This is a genomic window from Nonomuraea sp. NPDC049625 (assembly GCF_040675285.1).
GTDB lineage: Bacteria > Actinomycetota > Actinomycetes > Streptosporangiales > Streptosporangiaceae > Nonomuraea > Nonomuraea angiospora_A.
This window is the reverse complement of record NZ_JBFAOQ010000030.1, coordinates 33696-53690: the sequence shown is the minus strand read 5'-3', so window position 1 is coordinate 53690 and position 19995 is coordinate 33696. Positions and strand designations below refer to the sequence as shown.

At 66.3% G+C, this 19995-nt stretch carries 21 protein-coding genes; 13 read left to right on the top strand and 8 right to left on the bottom strand.

What is annotated here, in order from left to right; genetic code table 11:
* The first annotated feature begins 62 nt into the window (after positions 1-62).
* Positions 63-824 (top strand): GntR family transcriptional regulator, encoded by a 762-nt coding sequence (locus AB0J87_RS60165; RefSeq protein ID WP_363984417.1) that lies wholly within the window; start codon positions 63-65, stop codon positions 822-824.
* Between the two features lie 43 nt (positions 825-867).
* On the opposite strand, the gene AB0J87_RS60160 is transcribed toward AB0J87_RS60165, so the two are convergent.
* Together AB0J87_RS60160 and AB0J87_RS60155 are read right to left on the bottom strand one after the other, a co-directional pair.
* Positions 868-1305 (bottom strand): NUDIX domain-containing protein, encoded by a 438-nt coding sequence (locus AB0J87_RS60160; protein WP_363984415.1) that lies wholly within the window; start codon positions 1303-1305, stop codon positions 868-870.
* Positions 1302-2135 carry a hypothetical protein gene (locus AB0J87_RS60155; protein ID WP_363984413.1) on the bottom strand — a complete coding sequence of 278 codons (834 nt, stop codon included), beginning with the start codon at positions 2133-2135 and terminating at the stop codon, positions 1302-1304. Before AB0J87_RS60155 ends, AB0J87_RS60160 begins: the two co-directional genes overlap by 4 nt.
* 573 nt (positions 2136-2708) lie before the next feature.
* Here AB0J87_RS60155 and AB0J87_RS60150 point away from each other — a divergent pair.
* On the top strand, positions 2709-3575 hold the full coding sequence (locus tag AB0J87_RS60150; protein WP_363984411.1) for a ParA family protein: 867 nt from the start codon (positions 2709-2711) through the stop codon (positions 3573-3575).
* Positions 3576-4412: a hypothetical protein gene (locus tag AB0J87_RS60145; RefSeq protein WP_363984409.1), complete on the top strand. Its 837-nt coding sequence runs from the start codon at positions 3576-3578 to the stop codon at positions 4410-4412.
* A gap of 217 nt (positions 4413-4629) precedes the next feature.
* On the opposite strand, the gene AB0J87_RS60140 is transcribed toward AB0J87_RS60145, so the two are convergent.
* Together AB0J87_RS60140 and AB0J87_RS60135 are read right to left on the bottom strand one after the other, a co-directional pair.
* Entirely contained in the window at positions 4630-5667 is a 1038-nt protein-coding gene (locus AB0J87_RS60140; protein ID WP_363984407.1) for a helix-turn-helix domain-containing protein, read from the bottom strand.
* A gap of 16 nt (positions 5668-5683) precedes the next feature.
* A complete protein-coding gene (locus AB0J87_RS60135; RefSeq protein WP_363984405.1) occupies positions 5684-6043 on the bottom strand; it encodes a hypothetical protein in 360 nt (119 codons plus the stop codon).
* 1075 nt (positions 6044-7118) lie between these two features.
* Here AB0J87_RS60135 and AB0J87_RS60130 point away from each other — a divergent pair.
* Positions 7119-7322, top strand: coding sequence for a hypothetical protein (locus AB0J87_RS60130; protein WP_363984403.1), 204 nt, complete (start codon positions 7119-7121; stop codon positions 7320-7322).
* 228 nt (positions 7323-7550) lie between these two features.
* Here AB0J87_RS60130 and AB0J87_RS60125 read toward each other — a convergent pair whose 3' ends face one another.
* Positions 7551-7745 (bottom strand): hypothetical protein, encoded by a 195-nt coding sequence (locus tag AB0J87_RS60125; protein ID WP_363984401.1) that lies wholly within the window; start codon positions 7743-7745, stop codon positions 7551-7553.
* A 144-nt stretch (positions 7746-7889) separates the two neighbouring features.
* Between AB0J87_RS60125 and fxsT the strand changes: the two genes are divergently transcribed.
* The 4 genes from fxsT (at position 7890) to AB0J87_RS60105 (ending at position 13933) form a co-directional block, all read left to right on the top strand.
* Entirely contained in the window at positions 7890-11123 is a 3234-nt protein-coding gene (fxsT, locus tag AB0J87_RS60120) for an FxSxx-COOH system tetratricopeptide repeat protein (protein ID WP_363984399.1), read from the top strand.
* Positions 11124-11214: 91 nt separating this feature from the next.
* Positions 11215-11403, top strand: a complete 189-nt coding sequence (locus AB0J87_RS60115; protein WP_363984397.1) for a hypothetical protein — start codon at positions 11215-11217, stop codon at positions 11401-11403.
* 570 nt (positions 11404-11973) lie between these two features.
* On the top strand, positions 11974-12243 hold the full coding sequence (locus AB0J87_RS60110; RefSeq protein WP_363984396.1) for a hypothetical protein: 270 nt from the start codon (positions 11974-11976) through the stop codon (positions 12241-12243).
* Between the two features lie 271 nt (positions 12244-12514).
* Positions 12515-13933 carry an amidase gene (locus tag AB0J87_RS60105; RefSeq protein WP_363984394.1) on the top strand — a complete coding sequence of 473 codons (1419 nt, stop codon included), beginning with the start codon at positions 12515-12517 and terminating at the stop codon, positions 13931-13933.
* Between the two features lie 391 nt (positions 13934-14324).
* On the opposite strand, the gene AB0J87_RS60100 is transcribed toward AB0J87_RS60105, so the two are convergent.
* A complete protein-coding gene (locus AB0J87_RS60100; protein ID WP_363984392.1) occupies positions 14325-14702 on the bottom strand; it encodes a hypothetical protein in 378 nt (125 codons plus the stop codon).
* Positions 14703-14810: 108 nt separating this feature from the next.
* On the opposite strand from AB0J87_RS60100, the gene AB0J87_RS60095 reads away from it, so the two are divergent.
* The 4 genes from AB0J87_RS60095 to AB0J87_RS60080 all read left to right on the top strand — a co-directional run bounded on the left by AB0J87_RS60095 (position 14811) and on the right by AB0J87_RS60080 (position 17759).
* Positions 14811-15044 (top strand): hypothetical protein, encoded by a 234-nt coding sequence (locus AB0J87_RS60095; RefSeq protein WP_363984390.1) that lies wholly within the window; start codon positions 14811-14813, stop codon positions 15042-15044.
* Positions 15045-15200: 156 nt separating this feature from the next.
* Positions 15201-15470 (top strand): hypothetical protein, encoded by a 270-nt coding sequence (locus AB0J87_RS60090; RefSeq protein WP_363984388.1) that lies wholly within the window; start codon positions 15201-15203, stop codon positions 15468-15470.
* Positions 15471-16156: 686 nt separating this feature from the next.
* A complete protein-coding gene (locus AB0J87_RS60085) occupies positions 16157-16993 on the top strand; it encodes a transposase family protein (RefSeq protein WP_363984511.1) in 837 nt (278 codons plus the stop codon).
* Between the two features lie 232 nt (positions 16994-17225).
* Positions 17226-17759, top strand: a complete 534-nt coding sequence (locus AB0J87_RS60080) for a peptidase inhibitor family I36 protein (protein ID WP_363984386.1) — start codon at positions 17226-17228, stop codon at positions 17757-17759.
* 85 nt (positions 17760-17844) lie between these two features.
* Here the strand turns inward: AB0J87_RS60080 and AB0J87_RS60075 are convergent, their stop codons facing one another.
* Together AB0J87_RS60075 and AB0J87_RS60070 are read right to left on the bottom strand one after the other, a co-directional pair.
* The gene (locus AB0J87_RS60075) at positions 17845-18918 is read right to left on the bottom strand and encodes a hypothetical protein (RefSeq protein WP_363984384.1); all 1074 of its coding nucleotides are present in this window, start codon (positions 18916-18918) and stop codon (positions 17845-17847) included.
* A gap of 6 nt (positions 18919-18924) precedes the next feature.
* The gene (locus AB0J87_RS60070; protein ID WP_363984382.1) at positions 18925-19479 is read right to left on the bottom strand and encodes a sigma-70 family RNA polymerase sigma factor; all 555 of its coding nucleotides are present in this window, start codon (positions 19477-19479) and stop codon (positions 18925-18927) included.
* 230 nt (positions 19480-19709) lie between these two features.
* Here AB0J87_RS60070 and AB0J87_RS60065 point away from each other — a divergent pair, with 230 nt between their 5' ends.
* The gene (locus AB0J87_RS60065) at positions 19710-19979 is read left to right on the top strand and encodes a hypothetical protein (RefSeq protein ID WP_363984380.1); all 270 of its coding nucleotides are present in this window, start codon (positions 19710-19712) and stop codon (positions 19977-19979) included.
* Positions 19980-19995 lie beyond the last annotated feature (16 nt).

The window sequence follows — 19995 nt, the reverse complement described above, 5'->3', positions numbered from 1 at the left end:
GTCAAGTAGGCGGTACGTACCTCCTGCGACTAGGTACCGCGTACCGGGTAGAGTTGCGGCTTATGAGTGGCATCCCGAAGCGAAGCGTGTACCGCCATGTAGCGGACGTGATCCGCCAGGCCATCGCCGACGGCGACTACCCCCGGGGCGGCGCTCTGCCAAGGGAAGATCTGCTGGCCGACGAACTGGGCGTCTCCCGGGCCACCGTCAATGACGCGATCCGAGTGCTGGTTGCAGAGGGGCTGGTGCGCATCCATCGCGGCAAGGGGATGTTCGTGAGCGAGCTTCCACCGATCGTCCGCAACGCCGAAGCCCGCTACAGCACCGATGCGCGTGAGCGTGGCCGTGGCGCCTTCGATGTCGAGGTGAGGGCCCTTGGCCGCACACCCCGGGTCAGCGTTCGCATCGAACGGGTAGTCCCGCCAGCCACGATCGCCGAGATCCTCAAGGTCCCCGCTGATGAGCCGAGCACCGTTGTGCGGATTCGTCACATGGGTGCCGATGACATTCCGCTGCAGATCGCCACGTCCTACATCCCGCTGGACATCGCTGCCGGTACGGCGATCGAACAGGAGGACACCGGCCCTGGCGGGATCATCTCGCGCTTCGCCGAACTCGGGCACAAGCAGGTCAGGATCACCGAGCGCATCACCGCACGCCCACCTACCGCTGAGGAGGTCTCCTACTTGGCGATGACGGAGGATCAGCGTGTCTTCGAGATCGTTCACACAGGCTGGACCGCGGAAGACCGGGCCGTGGAAGTCTGCATCCACGTGATGCCCACCCATGCTTGGACACTCGACTACGGGTGGAAGACCATCTAAGAGGAGTTGGCGCGGAGGTGCCGAGCGGTTGCTGCCCCGAGCCTCAGACGATCAAGTTGGTCCCGTCATGGAGCCGTACCTGCGGCGTCGGCTCCGCTGTCACAGCGTCCTGCAGGCGGATGGCGAACGCCTCGACCATCCGGTGCGCGATCTCCTCAAGCGTGAGCCAAGCCACCTGAGTGGCCTCCTCCGTAGGGCGTGGCTCGCCCCCGATTATGTGGCAGCGGAAGACGAGCGAGACGACGCCCAAGGCCATGTTCTTGTACACGCCGGTCAACGGCCCGGGCTCGACCAGCACGGCGGTCTCCTCCAGCACTTCGCGCCGCACGGCTTGAAGCGGGCCCTCATCCCGCTCCAGGATGCCGCCCGGCAGTTGCCAGGCGCCGTTGTCGCGCCGGCGGATGGCCAGCAGCCGGTTGCCCTCGCCGACCACGGCCGCTCCGACGCTGACGGAGTGCAGAGACCGCTCGTCTGTGGTCACCACGCCTCCATCGGGAACTGAACGAAGGCGAGCGCCTTGTCGTCGTGGGTCTTAAAGCGTGGCCAGCGCCGTGCTTGTGGGTCGCCGAGCTCGGTCTGATGAACGAGATCAAGCATCGCTTCCACTCCGCGGTCCTTCGCCATGGCGAATCCGGCGGCCCAGTCGTCGATTACTCGATAGGTGTCGACACCGGCGGCGGCACCGTCAGTGGCCAGCAGCGCTGCGGCTACTTCTTCGCGCGGCCAGACACCACGTACAGCCTCATTCGCGGCCTCTGGTACAGCTTCGGCTACCCAGTAGCCGCCAGGCCGGTTGCGGTACTCGCGGGTGAACGCCTGCATGTACCGGAGCCGCTCGCGGTCGAAGGCGCTGCCGGTCCTGATGGCTTCGAGATAGGCAGCCCGGTGGGGGTGGTCGAGCTTGTGGAGCCGATCGTCATGCAGGACGGTGGTCTGTTTGCCGAGGCTCTGGAGGGCGAGGCTGGTGTCGCAGAGCACCAAGCCCTCGACCACCTGTGCCGTCCAGCGCAGGATGGTCACCGCGGCGGATGGGGCCCTGCCCGGCCGAAGGTCGTGAGTGACGGCCAGGCTGGCGATCGCTTCGGCGAGCGCGTCGCGTAGGTCAGGGCCGTCAGATGAGGCGAGTTGGCGAGCCAGTTGCTGCCCAAGCATGTCGGCGTACCAGCCGCCACTTCCTGGCCCAAGCTCCACGCTTGTGGCGCCGTCCAGGACGATCACCGCTTGGGGCAGCAGAAATATCCGGTCCTCGGACTCGCCGTCACCGGCCCGCTCTGCGGTCTCGACGGTCGCTTCAACGTGTGTATGCGGCATGTGGACTTAGCTATGAGGCACGTGCACCAATGTCTGAGTGTGGTGTACCTGTATACCAGCTCAGCAGCTCGATGCCGGGCTCGCGGGGCCGGGGCCGGGCAATCCGCCCGGTCCCCGCCAAGGGTCCTGCACTCTCACCTATCCCTTGATCGGCGAATGCTTCAGGAAGACCCTCGGTCGACGGAGACAGTCAGCTCTGCTAACTGGTTGCCAACGTCGGCTGTTTGCGCGGCGCCCGTCGTCATGACGACGCTGTAGCAGAGTGCCAGGCGTCAACCTGATCTCTCCCCATGAAAGCCGTCGGTCTCGACCGTCAGTCTCGGCGATCCGCTCCCGGCTAAACCAGCTCGCGGCGGGGGGTGTAAACGGTCCGGCATGCGCTGAAGATCCTTCGACCTGCGATAGAACGCAGTATGATCTCAATACTTCTGTGATGAGAAGCCAGAAAGGCCGCTTCCGGTCGCCCGGGGCGGCCTTTCTGCGTGCCTGCCGATCACGACCTCTCTAGGATGTCGCGTGTGTCGCTAACGCGCTTGACGCGCCGAGGCGTCACTTCATCACAGGAGGAACTGCATGACCCAAGCACAGCGACGAGCGAGAAGAGTGGCCGTCGCGAACAACAAGGGCGGCACGGGCAAGACGAGCAGCACGATCAATCTCGCCGCAGCTCTCGCCGAGGCCGGCTACAACATCCTGGTCATCGATCTCGACCCGCAGGGCAACGCAGGGCGGCGCCTCGCATATTTGGCGGACCCAACCCAGCCGACCGTCTCAGACGTGCTGAAGACCCTGGCGGAGCAGCCAGACGCCGACTTGGAAGGCTGCGCGGCGGACGCTTTCACCGAGATCGGCTGGCCCGCCCCATACAACGAGCGCATCACCCTGCTGCCCTCCCGCACCGACCTGGAGAACCGGGCGATGCTCGAGGCTGGCCAGCTGGGCGCGGTGCACCGCCTCGAAGTCGCCCTCGACGGCGCCGACGACGAGTTCGACATTGTCCTTATCGACTGCCCGCCGAATTTGGGCCACCTCACCCAGCTCGCGCTCGCCGCCGCCGACGTGACGCTGTGTGTGATGGATCCCGAACTCGACGGGATCGAGGGCGCCATGGCTTTGCGCGACTTCGTCACCAACAACCGCAAGAAGCTGAGCAATCCGAGCCTCGAGGTTGTTGGCTACGTCGTGAACCGCGTTGACACGCGCACTGGCGCCCACAAGTTCCAGGTGGAGGAGTCGATCCCGGAGGCTTTCGGCCAGGACCTGTGGGAGCCGCTGTTGCCCGAGCGGGTCGCCATCAAGGACGCAGCCGACGCCGACCCGCCCCGACCGCTGCGCGCGCTGGGGCGCGACGGCGAAGAGATGGCCTCCCGCTTCGACAAGCTTGCTGCACAGTTGGCCACTCGCATCGGGCTTGGAGTGCCGACGGCGGAGGTGAGCTAGATGGCAACGAAGCCTGCGCGCGGTCGGCCGAACAGGGAGCCGCGTATCGTCGCCGCTCCGGAGCCCGTGTCGGCAGGCGATCAGACGGCAGCCGAGGTCGAGGCAACGGCCAGTCCAGCGGTAACACTCGCTTCTGAGCTGACAGGGACGGGCGGCACGGCACTGTCCCCTGTTAGCGCATCGCCGGAGCCCGCTGGATCCCAGACGCCGTCGGACGTGTTCGTAGAGAAGATGTCCCGCGGTGCCGTGCCGACGCTGGAGGACTGCGAGAGGCACATCACGGCGATCACCACACAGTGGTTGCTCGCGGTCGGTCGTGCGCTGGCCGCCATTCGCGACCACGAGCTTTTTCAAGAGAAGGGGTATACGTCGTTCACGGCCTATATCAAGGCCGAGCACCCCTGGCACCCCTCATACGTCTCTCGCGTCATCGCCGACATTCCCGTGGTAGAGGCATTGTCCGAGCATGGCGTGGATCGTGACCTGAACGAGGGTCAGGCCACTGCCGTACGGCCGGTGCTGGAGATGCACGGTCGTGAGGCTCTGTACGAGGTGTGGGACTCCACCCAGGGCAAGAAGTCCGCCGCCGCTCTCGTCCGGGTGGCTCGCGCCAAGGGCTACCTGTCCACCGAGCACGCCGACGAGTTCGCGCGAGAAGGGACTGCGCATTCGAGGAACCTGGCCCGCTTCCGGCAGTTCGCCGAGCTCGTCAGCGACGGCGAGGGCAGGCGACTGATCGAGGCGGCGAAGGAGGATCCGGACTGGGGCAAGGGTGCCCTCCTTCCCGCACTCAAGCAGGCGGTGTGGATGTTGGAGTCCGAGTTCGGCGATCGATAGTTGATCTTGATGACAAATTTGTCATCAACGCTTCGGGGGGCGCCCAGCCAGATCTGGCTGGGCGCCCACCCGGGGGGGGGGGCCCCCCCCCCGCGGGGGGGGCCCCCCCCCCCCCCGACGTTCCAGGCGACAGCAAGGGCTCCCGACGGCTGTGATGATCTTGTCGCACTGTCGCACAGTGCGACAAGATCATCACAACGGGCGCAGTCGTTCAGACTCAGCTGTTGATCTTCCCGGAGGTGCCGGGCCCGTCGCCGCTCGCGGCGGGATGTTGGAGAACAGTCGCCTGAGGGGTGCCATCTTCGGCGTGGTCAGGGTGGATTGTGGCGTTCTGCTGCCACATCGCGTTGATGATGGCTTGGGCCTTGTCCGGTGGCAGCTGGGCGATGATGCCAGCAGCGACGCCGCGGTGGAGACTTCCCAGCAGCGCTGCGGCGTGGTCGGCGGGCAACTCGGCCACGATGCCGGCGGTGGGGCCTTCATCCTGATCGTCGACCAGGAGATGGACGTTGCCGAAGCGGCGGCGCGGCATCAGGTCGGGGCGCAGCCGGTTGTATTCGGCGCGTGACCAGGCCTCCGTCCAGCCCCGGACCGACATCCACTCGTCCTGACGCTCCATCCCGTTGCGCTCAACGCCGTAGGAGATCAGCCCTTCCACGACCGCCTTGAACAGTTCGAAGGACGGCGGCCGTCGTCCGGTGAAGGCCTCTGACAACGAACTGGGGCTGTGGTAGCCGCCGTTTCTGCGCAGCCAGGCGCTCAGCACCCGTAGGCTCGGGTTGCCCACCGCGATCTTCAGGACGCGGGTCTGGTATATCAGGTCGTCGAAGGTCTGCGCTGCCTCCGGAGCGGGCACCGAGGCCAACGGACTGGCCAGGTCGGGCTTGACTGGGCGTAGCCTGCCCGCGCGGATGGCCTGGCCGGTGCGCGAACGGGTGGGGACGACCACGTCGGCTTCGCCGAGCTTGCGCCGCAACTGGCCGGCAGCCTGCTGAGTCTGTTCCCATTCGCTGTGCCAGGCCGCGACCTCCTCATCAGTGGCGCCGCAGGCGTGCACGAATGCCTCGGTCACCTGCCAGGTGGGCAGCTTCTTACCCGCGCATGCTTCGGCCAGCAGCGCGTGGGAGCACCAGACCTTCGCGGCCAGGCGGCGGAAGGTCGTGGGCGGGGTGACCGCGTCCATTCGGTCGCGCAGTTTCTGGGCGAAGACCCCGACGGGGCCCTTGTCGAGGATCGCATTGCGTTTGCGCCCCATCACCGCCGCCCCTCGATCAGCCGTCTCGGCGGCGAGCCAGCACCGCCAGCCGGGACAGAACCCCGAGTGCCAGCCCACTCAGGCTGGCCGGGACACCCACCGCCACCATGAGGTCCTGGCCCTGAGCCAGCAGGACTAGCACCACGACCGTGAAGAGGATGAAAGTGATCAGAAACAGCGCGAACCACCAGCGCCACTGCGGGTCGGACGACGACCCCGCTTCCGACCCCGCTGCCGTGGTCGTGTCCAGTGCGGGCGGGGGTGTCGGCCCGCCGGGCAGCAGGTCACCCTCCGGGACGGTGATGTCCTCTGGGTCGGTCAGGGGCAGCGCGAGCTCCTGCCGCGCGACAGGTCGAGAGGAAGGGTCCTCGGTCACGGGTGCCTCGCTTCACGGAATGGTCTGGAGCACCGTGCTCGTCTCCCGTAGCCGTCGGGGTGTGCGCGCACGTGGTGCCTTTCATCGTGCCTGGTGCCCTTGAGATCACGAGAGCGCTTTTGTTCTGGGTTTTTGTCAGAGCGTGCGCAATGCGTTCGGTGTGGCGCCGTTTTGGCAATTGTTCGCGCGACAACCCTTGACAATTCCTGCGCTCTGCCAGGTCGAGGGGATGGTGTACGAGATCGTTCGACGCGGGTCGGAAAGCGCTCGGGATTCGACCCGGCCGGCCGGCGCTGCCGCATGGTTGAAGCCATCGCGCCGAGCGAGGCGCAGGTCGAGGTGCTCTTGGTCTGGAGCGTGGTGCCTTGGCAAAGCTCGGGCTCCTGTTAGCCGCAGGGGACTGATCGTTTCGGGATGGGAGGCCCACCACGTGCTAAGCCTCAGAGAGTTGCTCTTCGCTGCTTGCGGGGCGCCCATCTCCGTACTCACACGAGTGCGGGACCGACGACAGCACTGGTCAGCGCCCCGGTGGCGGCTATCCATCGGGGACCCGCCGGCAGTCGTCGGTCCGATTCGAGCCAACCAACATCGGCCCCGGCCTGTAAGAGCCGCGAACTATCCGGGACATGCCCCTGTCAACATGCGGGATCCAGGCCGCCGAACCAGACAATGCACGCTGGCCGACAGTGGCGATGGTCCCCCAGTGGGTCATGCCGTTTCCCACCCACACCCCCCGACGGACGCGCTGCAGCTGTCCGCCGGGCGCGTGAAGGCGCGCTCGCCGGCGACGACCCGGGCCGGCTGCCCCTCAGCACCTTCGTCAGCCGCTGCTAGGGACGGAACGTCACGACCGTCCTTGAGGCTGACGCGCTGACCGTGCTGCGATCTGGTGGAAATCCCCCCCTTGCCGACCCCCTCGTCCGCGTTGTGGACGTTGACCACCGCCACGCGTCAGCGCCTGTTGAGCGGCCGAACGCTCCACGACGATCGCTGAACGAGGACGATGAGAGGACCTCAACGGCAACTCCAGCCGGAAGGTAGGGCTGAACTGCCCGACGACCAGGGGAGGAAAGCAGTGGACGAGACAGAACGCCTCAAGTCGTTGATCATCCACGCGGCGCAGGAACTGTGGGACGACAAGGACGCGCTGAGCAAGTTCCTTGGCGTGGTGCGGCGCAGCGACACGTTCACCGGCCTGGCCAACACGCTGGAGAAGAACCCCGTCAGACCGGCGAACGCCACGTTCTACGGCGTGAAGAGCAGGGAATTCCAGGGCTGACATTCTCGACGCCGCAGAGATCCTCCGCCACGAATACGCCCGCCCAGAAGGTGGTCGCATTCCCCAAGGGCCAAGGCCGCGTCACCTTCCCTCTTGCTTCACCGGACCATCAGCACCAGCGGCGCGGACGCAGGTAACGCCTTCGTCACTATGCGTCCGACTCATGCTGATTCCGGGCCACGACATCCCAGCCCCAGACAGCGACAGGGAGAGCGGAGGGTTGGGGGGTTACGAGGTATCGCGGGTGAGGAAGTTCGCGACCGTTAAGGCGAGGAGAATGAAGCCGCTGAAGGCCGCCCCTCCGGTCAGGATTGCCATTGCTGTCGACACGCCGCCGATCCACGCCAGGCCGCCAGCGATGACGGCGACGATGAAGCCGGTGACAACGATGATCGCCAACCAGAGTGCCCGGGTGTTCATCATGCCCTCCTTGCCCGTCTGCAGGTCACACGCGGTTTTCCGCGTTGCATCCACCTTGTGCCCGGCTGGCGCTGTTGCGGGCACCGGCAACGGTGCAGTCCGTCGCAACACCGTTGCTTGCTGTGTGCAATGCCTCAGAATGGAGTTGTGAGCGCAGAGGAGAACTCCTCGGGAGAGTTAGAGCTCTCCGTCGATAGGTTCGACATCGTTGCCAGGGATGAGCCGCCCGACCAGCTGCTGGCGCAGGTGCTGAGGCAGCTCTTCCAGCAGGTGGCGAGTGCGCGGCAGCTGAGCCAGAACAGGTACGCGGCGCGTATTTACCAGTCGCCGACGAGCGTTTCACGCTGGCTGCACGGCAAAAGGGTGCCTCCCGCGCAGTTCGTCGAGCAGCTCATACGTGATGTCGAGGCAGCGACAGGGATGGTCATACCGCCTGGCGTCCGGACGTCCATTGAGAACCTGCATGTGCGGGCGCTCGCGGCGATGAGCCCGGCCGCTGCCAGGGAGCAGGAGTACGTCTACCAGCTGCACCAGGCACAGGTCCGCATCGAGGAGGCCGATGTAACCATCCAACTTCTGCAGGCCAAGGTGGTGAGCTTGCAGGAGGCGGTCAACCAGCGAGACGTCGAGATCGAGCGCATCACGGGGCTGCATCTGCAAGCTGAGAGCCGGGCGACCGAGATCATCTCCGATTATGAGGATCGGATCCAGCGGCTTGAAGGCGAACGTGAAGAGTTGGACGCCGACCTCACGCGCATGAAGGTCAGTGTCGAGCGGTACGAGGCCGAGCGGGAGAGGGCGCGCCAGGAGTCGGTGGAGCTTGAAGACGCGCTCACCGAGATGCAGCACAGCATGGAAATCACGGGAGTGGAGGATCTCGGCACCCTGGGGGTGGTGGTCGAGCCGAACCGGCAGCCTGAAGTCTGGGAGAGAATTCCGCTGCGCAACAAGAACTTCACCGGCCGGGAGCAGGAGCTCCAGCGGTTGCGGGAACGCTTACGCAGCACTACCCAGCTGGGCATGCCTCAGGTCGTGGTCCTGGAGGGCATGATCGGCGTCGGCAAGACACAGTTGGCGATCGAGTACGTGTGGCGTTATCGGTCCGCGTATGACCTGGTCTGCTGGATTGCGGCAGACCAACCGTCCTTGGTTCGATCAAGTCTTGCCGGGATGGCGCCTGCGCTCGGGTTCCCCACCGCCACCGCCACCGGGATCGAGGAGGCGGCCTCCAGCGTGGTGAAGGCGCTGGGCCAAGGCGTGCCTTATCGGCGGTGGTTGCTGGTGTTCGACAACGCGGTCGATCCGGAGGATCTGCTGGACAGCCTGCCGAGGGGCCAGGGTCATGTGCTGATCACATCCCGGGATCCGGAATGGGCAGGGCCTTATGAGGTTCACCGCATCGACTGCCTCACGCGGCCGGAAAGTATCGCGTTCCTGCGCAAGCGCCTTGGCGTGGATGTCGGGAGGGAAGCCGATCAGCTTGCGGAGGAACTTGGTGATCTTCCGCTGGCCTTGGAGCAAGCAGCAGCGTTCCAGAGCCGCACCGGCATGTCGATCCGTGAATACTCATCCTTGTTACAAGAGGACATTCTGCAGCTCTTGAGCATGAGGAAACCGCACGACTATCCACATGTGCTTCCCGCAGCTTGCCGCCTATCGATGGCGCAACTCGAAGAACAGTTACCGGAAGCGGCGCAGGTCATGCGGTGGTGCGCCTTCTTCGGGCCCGCCCCCGTCCCCCGCCCCTTCTTCCGCCGCCCCCTGTTGCACAGCCAGTTGCGCGATCTCCTCCCCGATCCCCTCTTGCTGAGCAGGATCCTGGGAGAGCTTCAACGCCTCGCGTTGATCCGGCTGGACTCCTCGACCGGCACGATTCATGTTCACCGCCTCGTCCAGGCACTTGTCCGCGCTTACTGTCCGGAAGCCGAACGCGAGGAGCTCCGTCATCACGTTCACCTGCTGATGGAGGCCAACACACCGAGAACCCCGGAGGATCCCTCCAACTGGCCGACCTTGCAGGCGCTGGCGCTGCATGTCATCCCGGCCGGCTTATCCGAGTGCGCCGTGCCGGACGTGCGACACGCTGCGCTTCGCATCGCCCGCTACCAGTATCTGTCCGGGAACTATGACGGCGCCCGCACCCTCCTGCACGCCACGATCGACAGCGGGACCAAGCATGGACTGCCGGATGTGTTCATCGCCCGCCGCCATTTGGCCGACCTGCTGCTGGCGCTCGGTGAATACCCGGAGGCCTACGCCCTCGCCGGGGATAACGTCGCGGCTCTGCGCGCAGAATTCGGCCCGGAGCATTCGGAAACGCTGGCGGCGGCCAGCGGGTTAGGCAAGTGCATCCGTGCGCAAGGCCGCTTCCTCGAGGCTCGGCAACTGCACCAGGAAATCCTGAACGACTGCGAGCGGGTGCTGGGCTCTGACGAACCGGGGACGTTGCGTGTCCTGCACGACCTCGCTTACGACCATGGCCTGACCGGCGACCACGCTACCGCCAGATCCCTCTTCCAAAGGGTGTTTCTGGAGCAGAGCAACGCATCCCACAGCGTCAGCCCTGTTGACGTGCTCGCCTCGTGGAACGGCCTGGCCCGTGAGCTTCGGCTGTGTGGTAGCTACACGGATGCCTGCGACATAGGTGCGGAGGCATACAGATACGGCCGTCAAGAGCTGGCAGTCGAACACCACCAGACCCTGCTGACCGCCAAGGATCTGGCCATCGCCCACAGGAAGAGGGGCGCCCTGACAGAGGCGCTCGACCTCGCACAGGAGACCCACGCACGGCTCGAGCGGCGTCTGGGCGCAAACCACCCCGACACCTTGGCGGCAGCGATCACCTTGTCGAATTCGCTGTGCTCGGTAGGACGGCTGGAGGAGGCATGGGAGATCGAGAAAACGAAGGCGTTTCGATACCCCGAGGTCCTCGGCAAGGATCATCCCTTCAGCTGCGCGTACATGATTAACGTGGCGCTATTGCGTCGGCTGCGCGGCGATGCCAGGGCCGCCCTCTCTCTCAGCCGCCAGGTCTATGACCGTCTCACCGCTCTCGACCAGAGCCACGACCTCTTGCTCGCCTGCGCCGTCAACCTTCAGTCGGATCTCGCCGCCACCGGCGCGACAGCGGAAGCGTGCGAGCTTGGCAAGGCCACCTTGGACAGCATGCGTGAAACGCTGGGCATGGATCATCCCCTAACCCTGGCTTGCGCGGCCAACCTTGCCCTCGACCTGGCGGAGCGGGGAGCCGATGAGGCGGCTCGGCTGCATACCGAGACCATTGAGCGCTACGAGCAAGTCCTCGGGGTTGGACACCTCGAGACGGGGATCGTCCGCACGAAGGGTCGCATCAACTGCGATTTCGATCCGACTCCGCTTTGACGGACCCCTCCGACCGGACCAAGGCGTAGTTCTCGGCGCTGTTCAGCAGGCCAACCAACTCGGCCACCAGCAGTGAAGGAGCGATCAGCTGATGTACCGGACGTTCTTCGTGGAGGACAAGGTCATCCGCGGCGTTCCTGTGCGCATCAACCGGCTGCACTGGGTAGACGGGGAACGCACTTACGAGGTGGTCCAGCGCGACACCATGAAAGTGGTGCCCGGGGGCGGTGACTTCCAGCACTACCCTTCCGACGAGGAGATCGCCGCGCTCCTTAAATGACCCGGCTGGCACCATGTGATGCGTCACCGCTCTCTGACCCTGTCTCGCGCTCCGGCCACCGGTCGGGCAGCGTACGGCCTGACCATCGACTGATTGTCCCTTCCGGCCCAGCCGCGCTCGTGGCGGGGGCGGCCCTGGAGCGTCGTGCTGCGGGGGGCGCCTCACGTGGAGTGCGCGAACGCCTCGGGAGGATCGTTGGGCGCTGTCTGGCGCGCGGCGGCCGGGAGCCGCACGCCCGGACGGCCGATCCGCCAGGCAGTGCCCCGGCGCGCACCGCGCCGAGGCGTTCTTGACCCGCATAAGAACAATTCGGCAACTTGCCGTGCTTAGTGCCCGGTGGTGAGGAACGAGCCACAAGCCGTCGATCGGCCCCGACCCTCCAGGCCGGGACGAAGTCTGCCGATCGTCCAACCTCAGCCCACGATCTTTCGGCAACTCGGCGCGCCTGTCCATCGCAGATGCATAGGTCCATCGCGGTGGATCTCACCGCGATGGCGGAGACGTCGCCCAGTCCGCCGGGCGATACGAGACACTCATGCCGTCGACCACCTGGCGAGAGGAGCCGTTGGAATGAGACATCCAGGGCCGTTCGGGTTCCTGCTGGAGGGTTGGGAGAACCGCAGCGTGTGGGGCTGGGATGAAGGCACCGGCAGTTGGTGGGCGCAGCTGTGGCGCGACGACCTGCCCGACGATCCGGTCGCCGATGCCCCGCATGTGAGCATCGGCCCGCTCGCCGGGCAGCACATCTCCGCGGTGAGCGGCCTGGTGCCGCTGATCGCCGCTGCCACCGGAGCCGATCCGGACCGTATCGACCAACTGCTGGCCGAAAGCATGCGCTGACCCGGGCTCGCCCCACTCAGGGGGTGAGCATGACCATCCCGGCCAGCGGGTCGAGCGGGGACAGGTGAGCACGGGTCGAGACGTTCCTCGAGCGTTGCCGGCCGACGTCCCAGGCCTGCGGCGACAGCGTGCCGTGACCTGCAAACAGGCGTCCACGACCTGGATCGAAGTCTCAACACCTGGGCGGCTGACACAGACCGTAAACACAAGACTGCAATCTTGTGACGATGCCCCCTAGATTCCTCGGCACGGCAACCGAGGAAGGGGCGCAATGTCGGAAATATGGGAGATGTCCGCGTGGGAGCTGGCGCGGCAGATCCAGGCTCGCACAGTGTCGAGCCGCGAGGTGGTCGAGGCGCATCTGCGGCGGATCGCCGAGGTCAACCCTCAGGTGAACGCGGTCACCGCCGTCCTGGCCGAGCAGGCGCTGCAGGCGGCGGACGCGGCCGACCATGCCCTGAGCTCGGGCACGCCGGTCGGCCCGCTGTGCGGGGTCCCGGTGACCGTGAAGGAGAACATCGACGTCGCGGGATCGGCCACGACGCTGGGCATCGTCCCGCTACGCGACGCGGTCGCCGCCGCGGACGCGCCGCACATCGCCGAGCTACGCGCGGCCGGGGCCATCCCGATCGGGCGGACCAACATGCCGGAGTTCGGCATGCGCTGGCATACCGACAACGATCTGCACGGCGCCACCCGTAACCCATGGTCAGCCGCGCACACGCCCGGCGGCTCCAGCGGCGGCGACGCCGTGGCCGTGGCGACCGGTATGGCGGCGCTGGGGCTGGGCAACGACGGGGGCGGCTCGCTGCGCTGGCCCGCCCAGTGCTGCGGCGTCGCCGCGTTGAAGCCGTCGCTGGGGCGCGTGGCCCAGGTCGGCCTGCCGGCCGGCACGGGCGGTCCGCCGCAGCCGACGCCGTTCGGGTTCCAGCTGCTGGCCGTGCACGGGCCGATCGCCCGCAGCGTACGGGACCTGCGCCTGGCCTTCACCCACATGTGCGCGGACCACGGCGGGGACCCCTGGCACGCGCCGGTGCCCCTGCACGGTCCCCCGGTTCCCGCACCCGTGCGGGTCTGGCTCGCCACCGACCCGGACGGCCCCGCTCTGGACCCCGGCGTCGCGGCCGCCCTGCGCCAGGCCGCGGAGCGGCTCTGCGACGCGGGGTACGTCGTGACGGAGGGCCGGGTCCCGGCCCTGGTGCGGGCCGGAGAGATCTACACGCAGCTCTTGTCCGCCTACGGCCGGGTGCACGAAGTACAGCCACCGGTCGAGTCGGTGGCCTCCGAGGGGTTCGTCCGTTTCTGGGCGGAGTACGAGCCGCACTGGAACCGGGCGGCCGGCCAGGCGGCCTTCGATCCTATGATGGAACGCGCCGCGATCGCGCGTGCCTGGATGGCGTGGATGAGCCAGGCTGCGCTCGTCCTCGCGCCGATCTGCACCGGCCCGGCCTTCGCCGTGGGATCCGACCTCGACGCCGACCGGCTCGCTCGGTGGCCGGCGTCCCTGCGCATGGCGTGGACCGTCAACCTCCTGGGGCTTCCAGCGGTGGCCGTCCCCACGGGCGTGGCCGAAGATCTGCCTCAGGGCGTCCAGATCATCGGGCCGCGCTTCCGCGAGGACCTGTGCCTGGACGCCGCCGAAGCGATCGAGGCCCGCACTCCTTCGCTGACTCCGATCACCCCGCGCTAGCCGCCGGGAGGGCTCATCGGGCGCGGCGCAGACCGCGCAGGAAGCTCCACAATCCGCTCATACCGAGATCGCCGGAGCCTACGACCAAGCAACCGCATGGTCACGTCGCCAGCACGACCTCCTCATCCATGACATCAGGCTCTGCTAGCTCCGCCCTCATGTCCAGCGTGCAATGCCCTGCCCACGACCTTGATGGCCGCCGCCACGGCGGCCAGTCGGCGTCCCTCGATGCGGTAGGTCTCCAACACCTGCTCGATCACGTGCGGCTCCGCGTGCGGCTTGAGATCTACGGCCACACCGCGGTAGCCAGCGCGAAGGCGGCCAGGGCGTACTCGGTGTGCCGGGCGGCCATCCACGTGACTACGTACGGGTCGTGCACCACCTGGTGGGCTCAGAAGTCCGCTGGCAGGAAGTCCAGCAGAAACGCCATGGCTTGCGTGGCCCAGTCCGGATCGTCGGCGGGCAGCGGAACCTGCGCTGGCCAGCCAGCGGGGCGGCCCGCCGCGGCGGCCTGACCCGGGGGCGCCGCCTGGGCGGCGCGGTCCTCGATGAACTGCTGGTGTTCGACGACGCGGTAGTCGACGCCAGCGATGAGCTCCACCTGGTCCAGCGGGAGCCATTCCTCGCGTGGATGAAGGCCTCCCCGCGGGCCGGGCGTGATCGCAACCCAGGAGACGAGCACTTCCTGGCGTCCGTCGGCGTGGGTACGCCTCTTGAGCAGGTAGCCTGCACTGTCAGGCAAGATCTTGATTGCTGGCGGATCGGGCATAGCCCACCTACTGTATCGAACACATGTGCGGGCCACCTTTCGGCCAGGGCCGTGTCACCTCTGGCAACGGCCTGACACGGCACCGCATCCCAGGTCACGATCCAAGACATGACGGCAAACGACGATCACATGAACCTGCCGACCTATCACGCCCGACTGGCTCGTGCACGGATCGACCAGGTCGAGTCCGCGATCTCGGACAAGCAGCGCGGCGACCATGAGCACGCGCATACCCTGGCCGTCTGCGCTCAGGCTGAGGCAACGCTTGCGGTTGCGGCCGCCCTGGACAGCATCGCCCGATCGTTGTCCTTGATGGCGGACAAGCCGACGTTCCGGGGCTGAGCACCACAGACGGGATGGCTTGCCTGCGATCACTGCTCTCGCTCTGGCCCCGCGTCCGCCTCCACGATCCTGCGGGTTTCCCCCGAATCATCCCTGTTGCGCAACATCGAGGTTCCCCCTGACGATGCGAGTCGTGGGGTGGTCGGGGCCCAGGACTTGTTCCCGATCGGTGAGTGTCGCCTCGTACAGGGGGATGGCTCGGCCAAGGCGCAGCTGACCGCCGTCGTCGACGGGCTGCGCGGGCGCGGCCTCGTGGACGCCGCCGGCGGGTTCACCGACGCAGGCCGGGAGACCAGGCAGCGGATCGAGGAGCTCACCGACGAGCTGGCCGCGCCGGCGTACGACGTGCTCAGCGCGGACGAGCTCGACGAACTGACCGCGGGGCTCGAGCCGATCGCCGCCGCGGTACAGGCCGTCGACAACTGAGCGGGCGCATCAAGCGGCAGCGACGGCCATGACCGCCAGCCCGGCCACCGAGGTGAGCAGGTCGTTGCGCGGGATCACCCGCCTGGCGTAATCGAAGGCGCCGCCGCCAAGCGGCGCGCGAGGCCGCCGACGCGGCTGCCCGGCAAGAAGAAGACCAGCCGCAGCTCATCATGGGGCAAGACCCGGCACAAGAACCCCCGCACCGTCACGCGCTACGTCAAACCCGGTGCTGAGGCCATCGCCAAGGTCACTGAGGTTCTGGCGCCCCGCCGCCGTACCCACTGACAGAGATGAAGGGCCAGCTGATCGACCCGGAACCGTCCTCGGCCAGATAGCTCTGAGTCTCCCGGCCATTTATCGCCGGGAGACTCACGGGCATACCACGTCACATTCCGACCCCGAAGAAGATCGTCGAAGCCCCGCCGCAGATGCCTGACCAGGCACAACGCTCACGCCTACAGAACGCGGGTCTGACACGAGTCCTACTGAACCTCTTGTCGGGCGAAGAGGAAAAGCAGCCAGTGAGGTGATCTCAGCGAAATAGTTCGGACGAATTGGGATTTCTTGGACGCCGCTGGTGGCGTTCCGGGCCTATCGGGAGGAGTTGCCGAAGGCCGGAAACAGACGTGGAGCCCCCGGTAGAAGAGCTCTCACCACAAGAAATCCCAGCCGCCGGAAGGCTCCACGTGATTGCTCATCGTGCCACGCTCGACGTTTCCCGCGCACTCGTTCAGCACGTCGCCCGCCTCCTGCATGAAGAACGCCGACTGCGCGGCACGCCGAAAGACAGCCGAGTCTTGAGCCCCTTCCGGCAAGCGGTCATGGTGGTGCGCTGGTTCCGCGGCGAGCAGGACATCCCCAAGCTCGGCCGCGATCACCGCGTCTCCCGGGCCACCGCCTACCGCTACATCCACGAGGGAATCGAGGTTCTCGCAGCTCAAGCCCCAGATCTTTCCGGAGCCCTGGACCGCGCCCACGCCGAAGGACTGGCCTACGTGATCCTGGACGGCACCCTGATCCCCATCGACCGCTGCGCCGAGCAGACCATCAGCGTCAAGGGTGAACCCATCGACGCCTGGTACTCAGGCAAGGCCCACCAGCACGCCGGCAACCTCCAAGCCCTCTCGGCACCAGACGGCCTGCCGTTGTGGATCGGCGAGGTCGAGCCCGGCTCCGTCCATGACCTGTCCGCCTCCCGCGCGCACGTGCTGGGCGCGCTGTACGCCGCAGCCGCAGCCGGCCTGCCCACTCTCGCCGACAGCGGCTACGACGGCGCCGGAATCGGCATCCACACGCCGATCAAGCAGCCCGAAGGAAACCAGATCCTCAGCCCGGACAACCGCACCTACAACCGGCTTCTACGAGCCCTGCGCTGTCTCGGCGAACGCGGCTTCGCCCTGCTCAAAGGCCGCTGGCGGACCCTCCAGCACATCACCGTCAGCCCCAGCCGAATCGGCGACATCGCCCGCGCATCACTTGTCCTCACCCACTTCGAGCACAATTACCTGCCGGGAATTCGCTGAGATCACGTCAGTGCACATACTACCTATTAGGTACATGTCCACCCCCCAGCAAATCATTACAACCAAAGTCAAATCGCTTGCAGAATTAAGATGAAATATAGATAACGGAGCGTTCGCTTCCGGATGCCTAAAATTAACACTTCACTTTTCCCGGAAGGACGGGTTTTATAGGCGAGCGAACAAGCGCGCGCCAGCAAAGATCCGTTCCGACAACCCAAGGGAGAGTTACTGCATGCGCAAAAGACTCATAGCTGCATTCATGGCCTGCCTGGCACTAACGCTCGGCATGATCGTGACCCTGACCAGCGCCGCCCAAGCCGCCGACCCATCACAGTGCGCTACCGATCGCCAAACGGCCATCGACCGCCAACTCACCAAGGCGCCAGGAGGCAAGGCACTCGACGAGCGCACCATCTCCTACCTCGAGGGCAAGGTCCTCGTCACCCTGGTCTCGCCGCAGTCCTGCGGGGAGACCACCACCATGGCCAAGTCGGACTGTCCCCTTGGCTGGCTCTGCTTCTGGGAAGACCCCTCCTTCCAGGGCACCCGATGGCAGTTCCAGGATGAGGGTTACTGGCAGGATCTCCGGCAATGGGGCGTCGACATCTTCTACTCCTTCTACAACCACCGAGCCGATGCCTTCCTGCTGCGCAGAACGAGCTCCTCTAACGTCCTCTGCTACAACGCAGAGGGCTCCGGCTCCAACGTCGGTACCACTGTCGGAGGGTACCGATACATATTCCTGCGCCAGACGGCCGGATGCTGAAGGCGTTTGTTTGAAGTCTAGGGACAAGTAGTCCCTCGAATGGGGATTCTCCGCCTAACCTGGAGGGATCCCCATTCGCCATTTCTCATTCACTGCTGGCAGTCCATTCTTGATCAAGGAACAGTGTGTACCCGATGACCGCCGGAGGCCGGACATTGAGCTTTCCGGCCTCTTTGGTGAGCACCTCTTCCAGGGCCAGGAGCCTGCCGTCCTCGGAGCTGACGATCAGGATCCATCTCTTCGGCAGCGAACGGTCGAAGTCGAACGCGAAGGCCTGACCTCCGCGTCCGGCCCTGTCCGCCACCTCGCCGGCCAGCACGAAATCGGGCTGCCGTGCCAGCATCCGCCATAGTCGGCTCGACATAGAGGGCTGGACCACATGGTGAGCATGCAGGATACGGATATTCCACAGCAGCCGGTAGGTCTGCGAGGCGTCCTGGGGCGTGCTCCCCCACAAGAGCCGTTCCTTGAGGTCTTCTAGGGAGGAAGCAGCCGCGAGTTCGCTCGGCGGGGGACCCACCGTACGCCGAGCGGCGGGGTACGTCTCGTCAGCGCGCGGCGCCACATCACTCACCGCCGCAGCAGTGATCTCGCTGGCCTGCTCGAACAGATCCGGGCTCCCCCGGAACTCCACGCGGCGTACCTCGCCGCCCGCTGCCAGCGGCGTCCACTGCTTGACCACTTTGGGGACGACCGCCGAGGTGGTCGTGCCATCAGCGGTGGCCACGCTCAAGTCCCACGTGTTCATGGTGATGCGGCCATAGGCCGCTCCAGCAGGAGGCCGGGCATCGGCCTGTCGGGCCGCAAGCGCGGCCAGCGCAAGCAGAGCCTCTTCGGCAGATGGGACAGACATCGATGCTCCAGCAAGTCGGTAGGCGAGCAGGGGAGGTGTCGCGAGCAGGGGCGGCGGCGTCAACGACCTGTAAGCCAGCACGCCGGCGGCGACGGCCGCCGCGGTTCCCGCGCCGGCGGCGACAAAGCGCCGACGCGTCCACAGGCGGTGTTGCCGCTCGCCGGCAGCCGAGCCGGCGAGCGGCTGCTCAAGGATGGCACGCAGCACGGCCCGGGCCTGTCGTTCCTGAGCCGCCCCGGCGAACATGCCGGGGGGTACCGGGTTCACCCGCCCGACCAGTTGCTCAACGTCCCGCGAGTCGTTCATCGTCGCTCACTCCTTACCTTTGCCTGCGGGAGCTGGATCAGATGCGGCAAGAAGGCGTCGCTCCGCCAAAACGGCCAGAAAACGCCGTTTAGCGCGAAAGGCCCTCACCGCCATCGTCGCCGGCGTACAGCCCAAGACCACGGCAGCCTGGCGAACAGTCAGTTCCTCCCAGCCGAGAAGCTGAAGCACCTCTTGGTCGGCCGGTGACAGCGCTTGCAGGGCTTGCGTCAGCGCCAAGGCCCCAGCGACATGATCTCCCGGGTCCGGAACCGTCGCAGCGTCTCGGTCTCGTCGATCGGCGGCAATTCGGGCGACCAGTCGCTCACTGCGCCGCTCCCGGCGCTTCTCGTTGGCCAGCACCCTTCGCGCCACCCCGTACAGCCATGGCAAGGCATCCTCGTCGGCCTGCGGCACCACCGACCGCTTGCGCCAGGCAATCAGAAAGGTCTCGGCCGTCACGTCACGAGCCGTGTCCAAGTCCACCCGGCGTGCCGTATACCGCAGTACGTCCTCATAGCAGGCATCGAAGAGCCGGATGAATTTGCCCGCTGGCTCTTCCATGACACCTGCCTCCCGCAGATCGCTACATCTGTCTATGTCCGACAGGCCAACAACGATTACGAGGGCGTCGTCGCTACTGGACACTGCACTCGCACATCGCAGATGCATAGGTACGTGCCTGTGGATCTGTAGCTGTTGACCTCAACATCCGCGCTGGCGGGAGTTGTCCAGTCCAGCGGGCGATACGAGACACTCATGCCGCTGACCACTTGGGGAGGGGAGCCGATGGAATGAGACATCCGGGGCCGTTTGGCTTCCTGCTGGAAGGCTGGGAGAACCGCAGCGTATGGGGCTGGGATGAAGGAACCGGCAGCTGGTGGGCGCAACTGTGGCACAACGACCTGCCCGACGACCCGCTCGCCGACGCCCCGCACGTGAGCATCGGCCCGCTTGCCGGGCAGCACATCTCCGCGGCGAGCGGCCTGGTGCCGTTGATCGCCGCCGCCACCGGGGCCGATCCGGACCGTATCGACCATCTGCTGGCCGACAGCATGCGCTGACCGGTCCCGGGGCCCC

Excerpts from the sequence above, each read along its gene's own strand:
- AB0J87_RS60065 (WP_363984380.1), top strand. The coding sequence starts at position 19,710 with ATGAGACATCCGGGGCCGTTTGGCTTCCTGCTGGAAGGCTGGGAGAAC.
- AB0J87_RS60100 (WP_363984392.1), bottom strand. The coding sequence starts at position 14,702 with ATGCCCGATCCGCCAGCAATCAAGATCTTGCCTGACAGTGCAGGCTAC.
- AB0J87_RS60145 (WP_363984409.1), top strand. The coding sequence starts at position 3,576 with ATGGCAACGAAGCCTGCGCGCGGTCGGCCGAACAGGGAGCCGCGTATC.
- AB0J87_RS60105 (WP_363984394.1), top strand. The coding sequence starts at position 12,515 with ATGTCGGAAATATGGGAGATGTCCGCGTGGGAGCTGGCGCGGCAGATC.
- AB0J87_RS60125 (WP_363984401.1), bottom strand. The coding sequence starts at position 7,745 with ATGATGAACACCCGGGCACTCTGGTTGGCGATCATCGTTGTCACCGGC.
- AB0J87_RS60165 (WP_363984417.1), top strand. The coding sequence starts at position 63 with ATGAGTGGCATCCCGAAGCGAAGCGTGTACCGCCATGTAGCGGACGTG.
- AB0J87_RS60110 (WP_363984396.1), top strand. The coding sequence starts at position 11,974 with ATGAGACATCCAGGGCCGTTCGGGTTCCTGCTGGAGGGTTGGGAGAAC.
- AB0J87_RS60095 (WP_363984390.1), top strand. The coding sequence starts at position 14,811 with ATGACGGCAAACGACGATCACATGAACCTGCCGACCTATCACGCCCGA.
- AB0J87_RS60070 (WP_363984382.1), bottom strand. The coding sequence starts at position 19,479 with ATGGAAGAGCCAGCGGGCAAATTCATCCGGCTCTTCGATGCCTGCTAT.
- AB0J87_RS60075 (WP_363984384.1), bottom strand. The coding sequence starts at position 18,918 with ATGAACGACTCGCGGGACGTTGAGCAACTGGTCGGGCGGGTGAACCCG.
- AB0J87_RS60115 (WP_363984397.1), top strand. The coding sequence starts at position 11,215 with ATGTACCGGACGTTCTTCGTGGAGGACAAGGTCATCCGCGGCGTTCCT.
- AB0J87_RS60155 (WP_363984413.1), bottom strand. The coding sequence starts at position 2,135 with ATGCCGCATACACACGTTGAAGCGACCGTCGAGACCGCAGAGCGGGCC.
- AB0J87_RS60140 (WP_363984407.1), bottom strand. The coding sequence starts at position 5,667 with ATGGGGCGCAAACGCAATGCGATCCTCGACAAGGGCCCCGTCGGGGTC.
- AB0J87_RS60080 (WP_363984386.1), top strand. The coding sequence starts at position 17,226 with ATGCGCAAAAGACTCATAGCTGCATTCATGGCCTGCCTGGCACTAACG.
- AB0J87_RS60150 (WP_363984411.1), top strand. The coding sequence starts at position 2,709 with ATGACCCAAGCACAGCGACGAGCGAGAAGAGTGGCCGTCGCGAACAAC.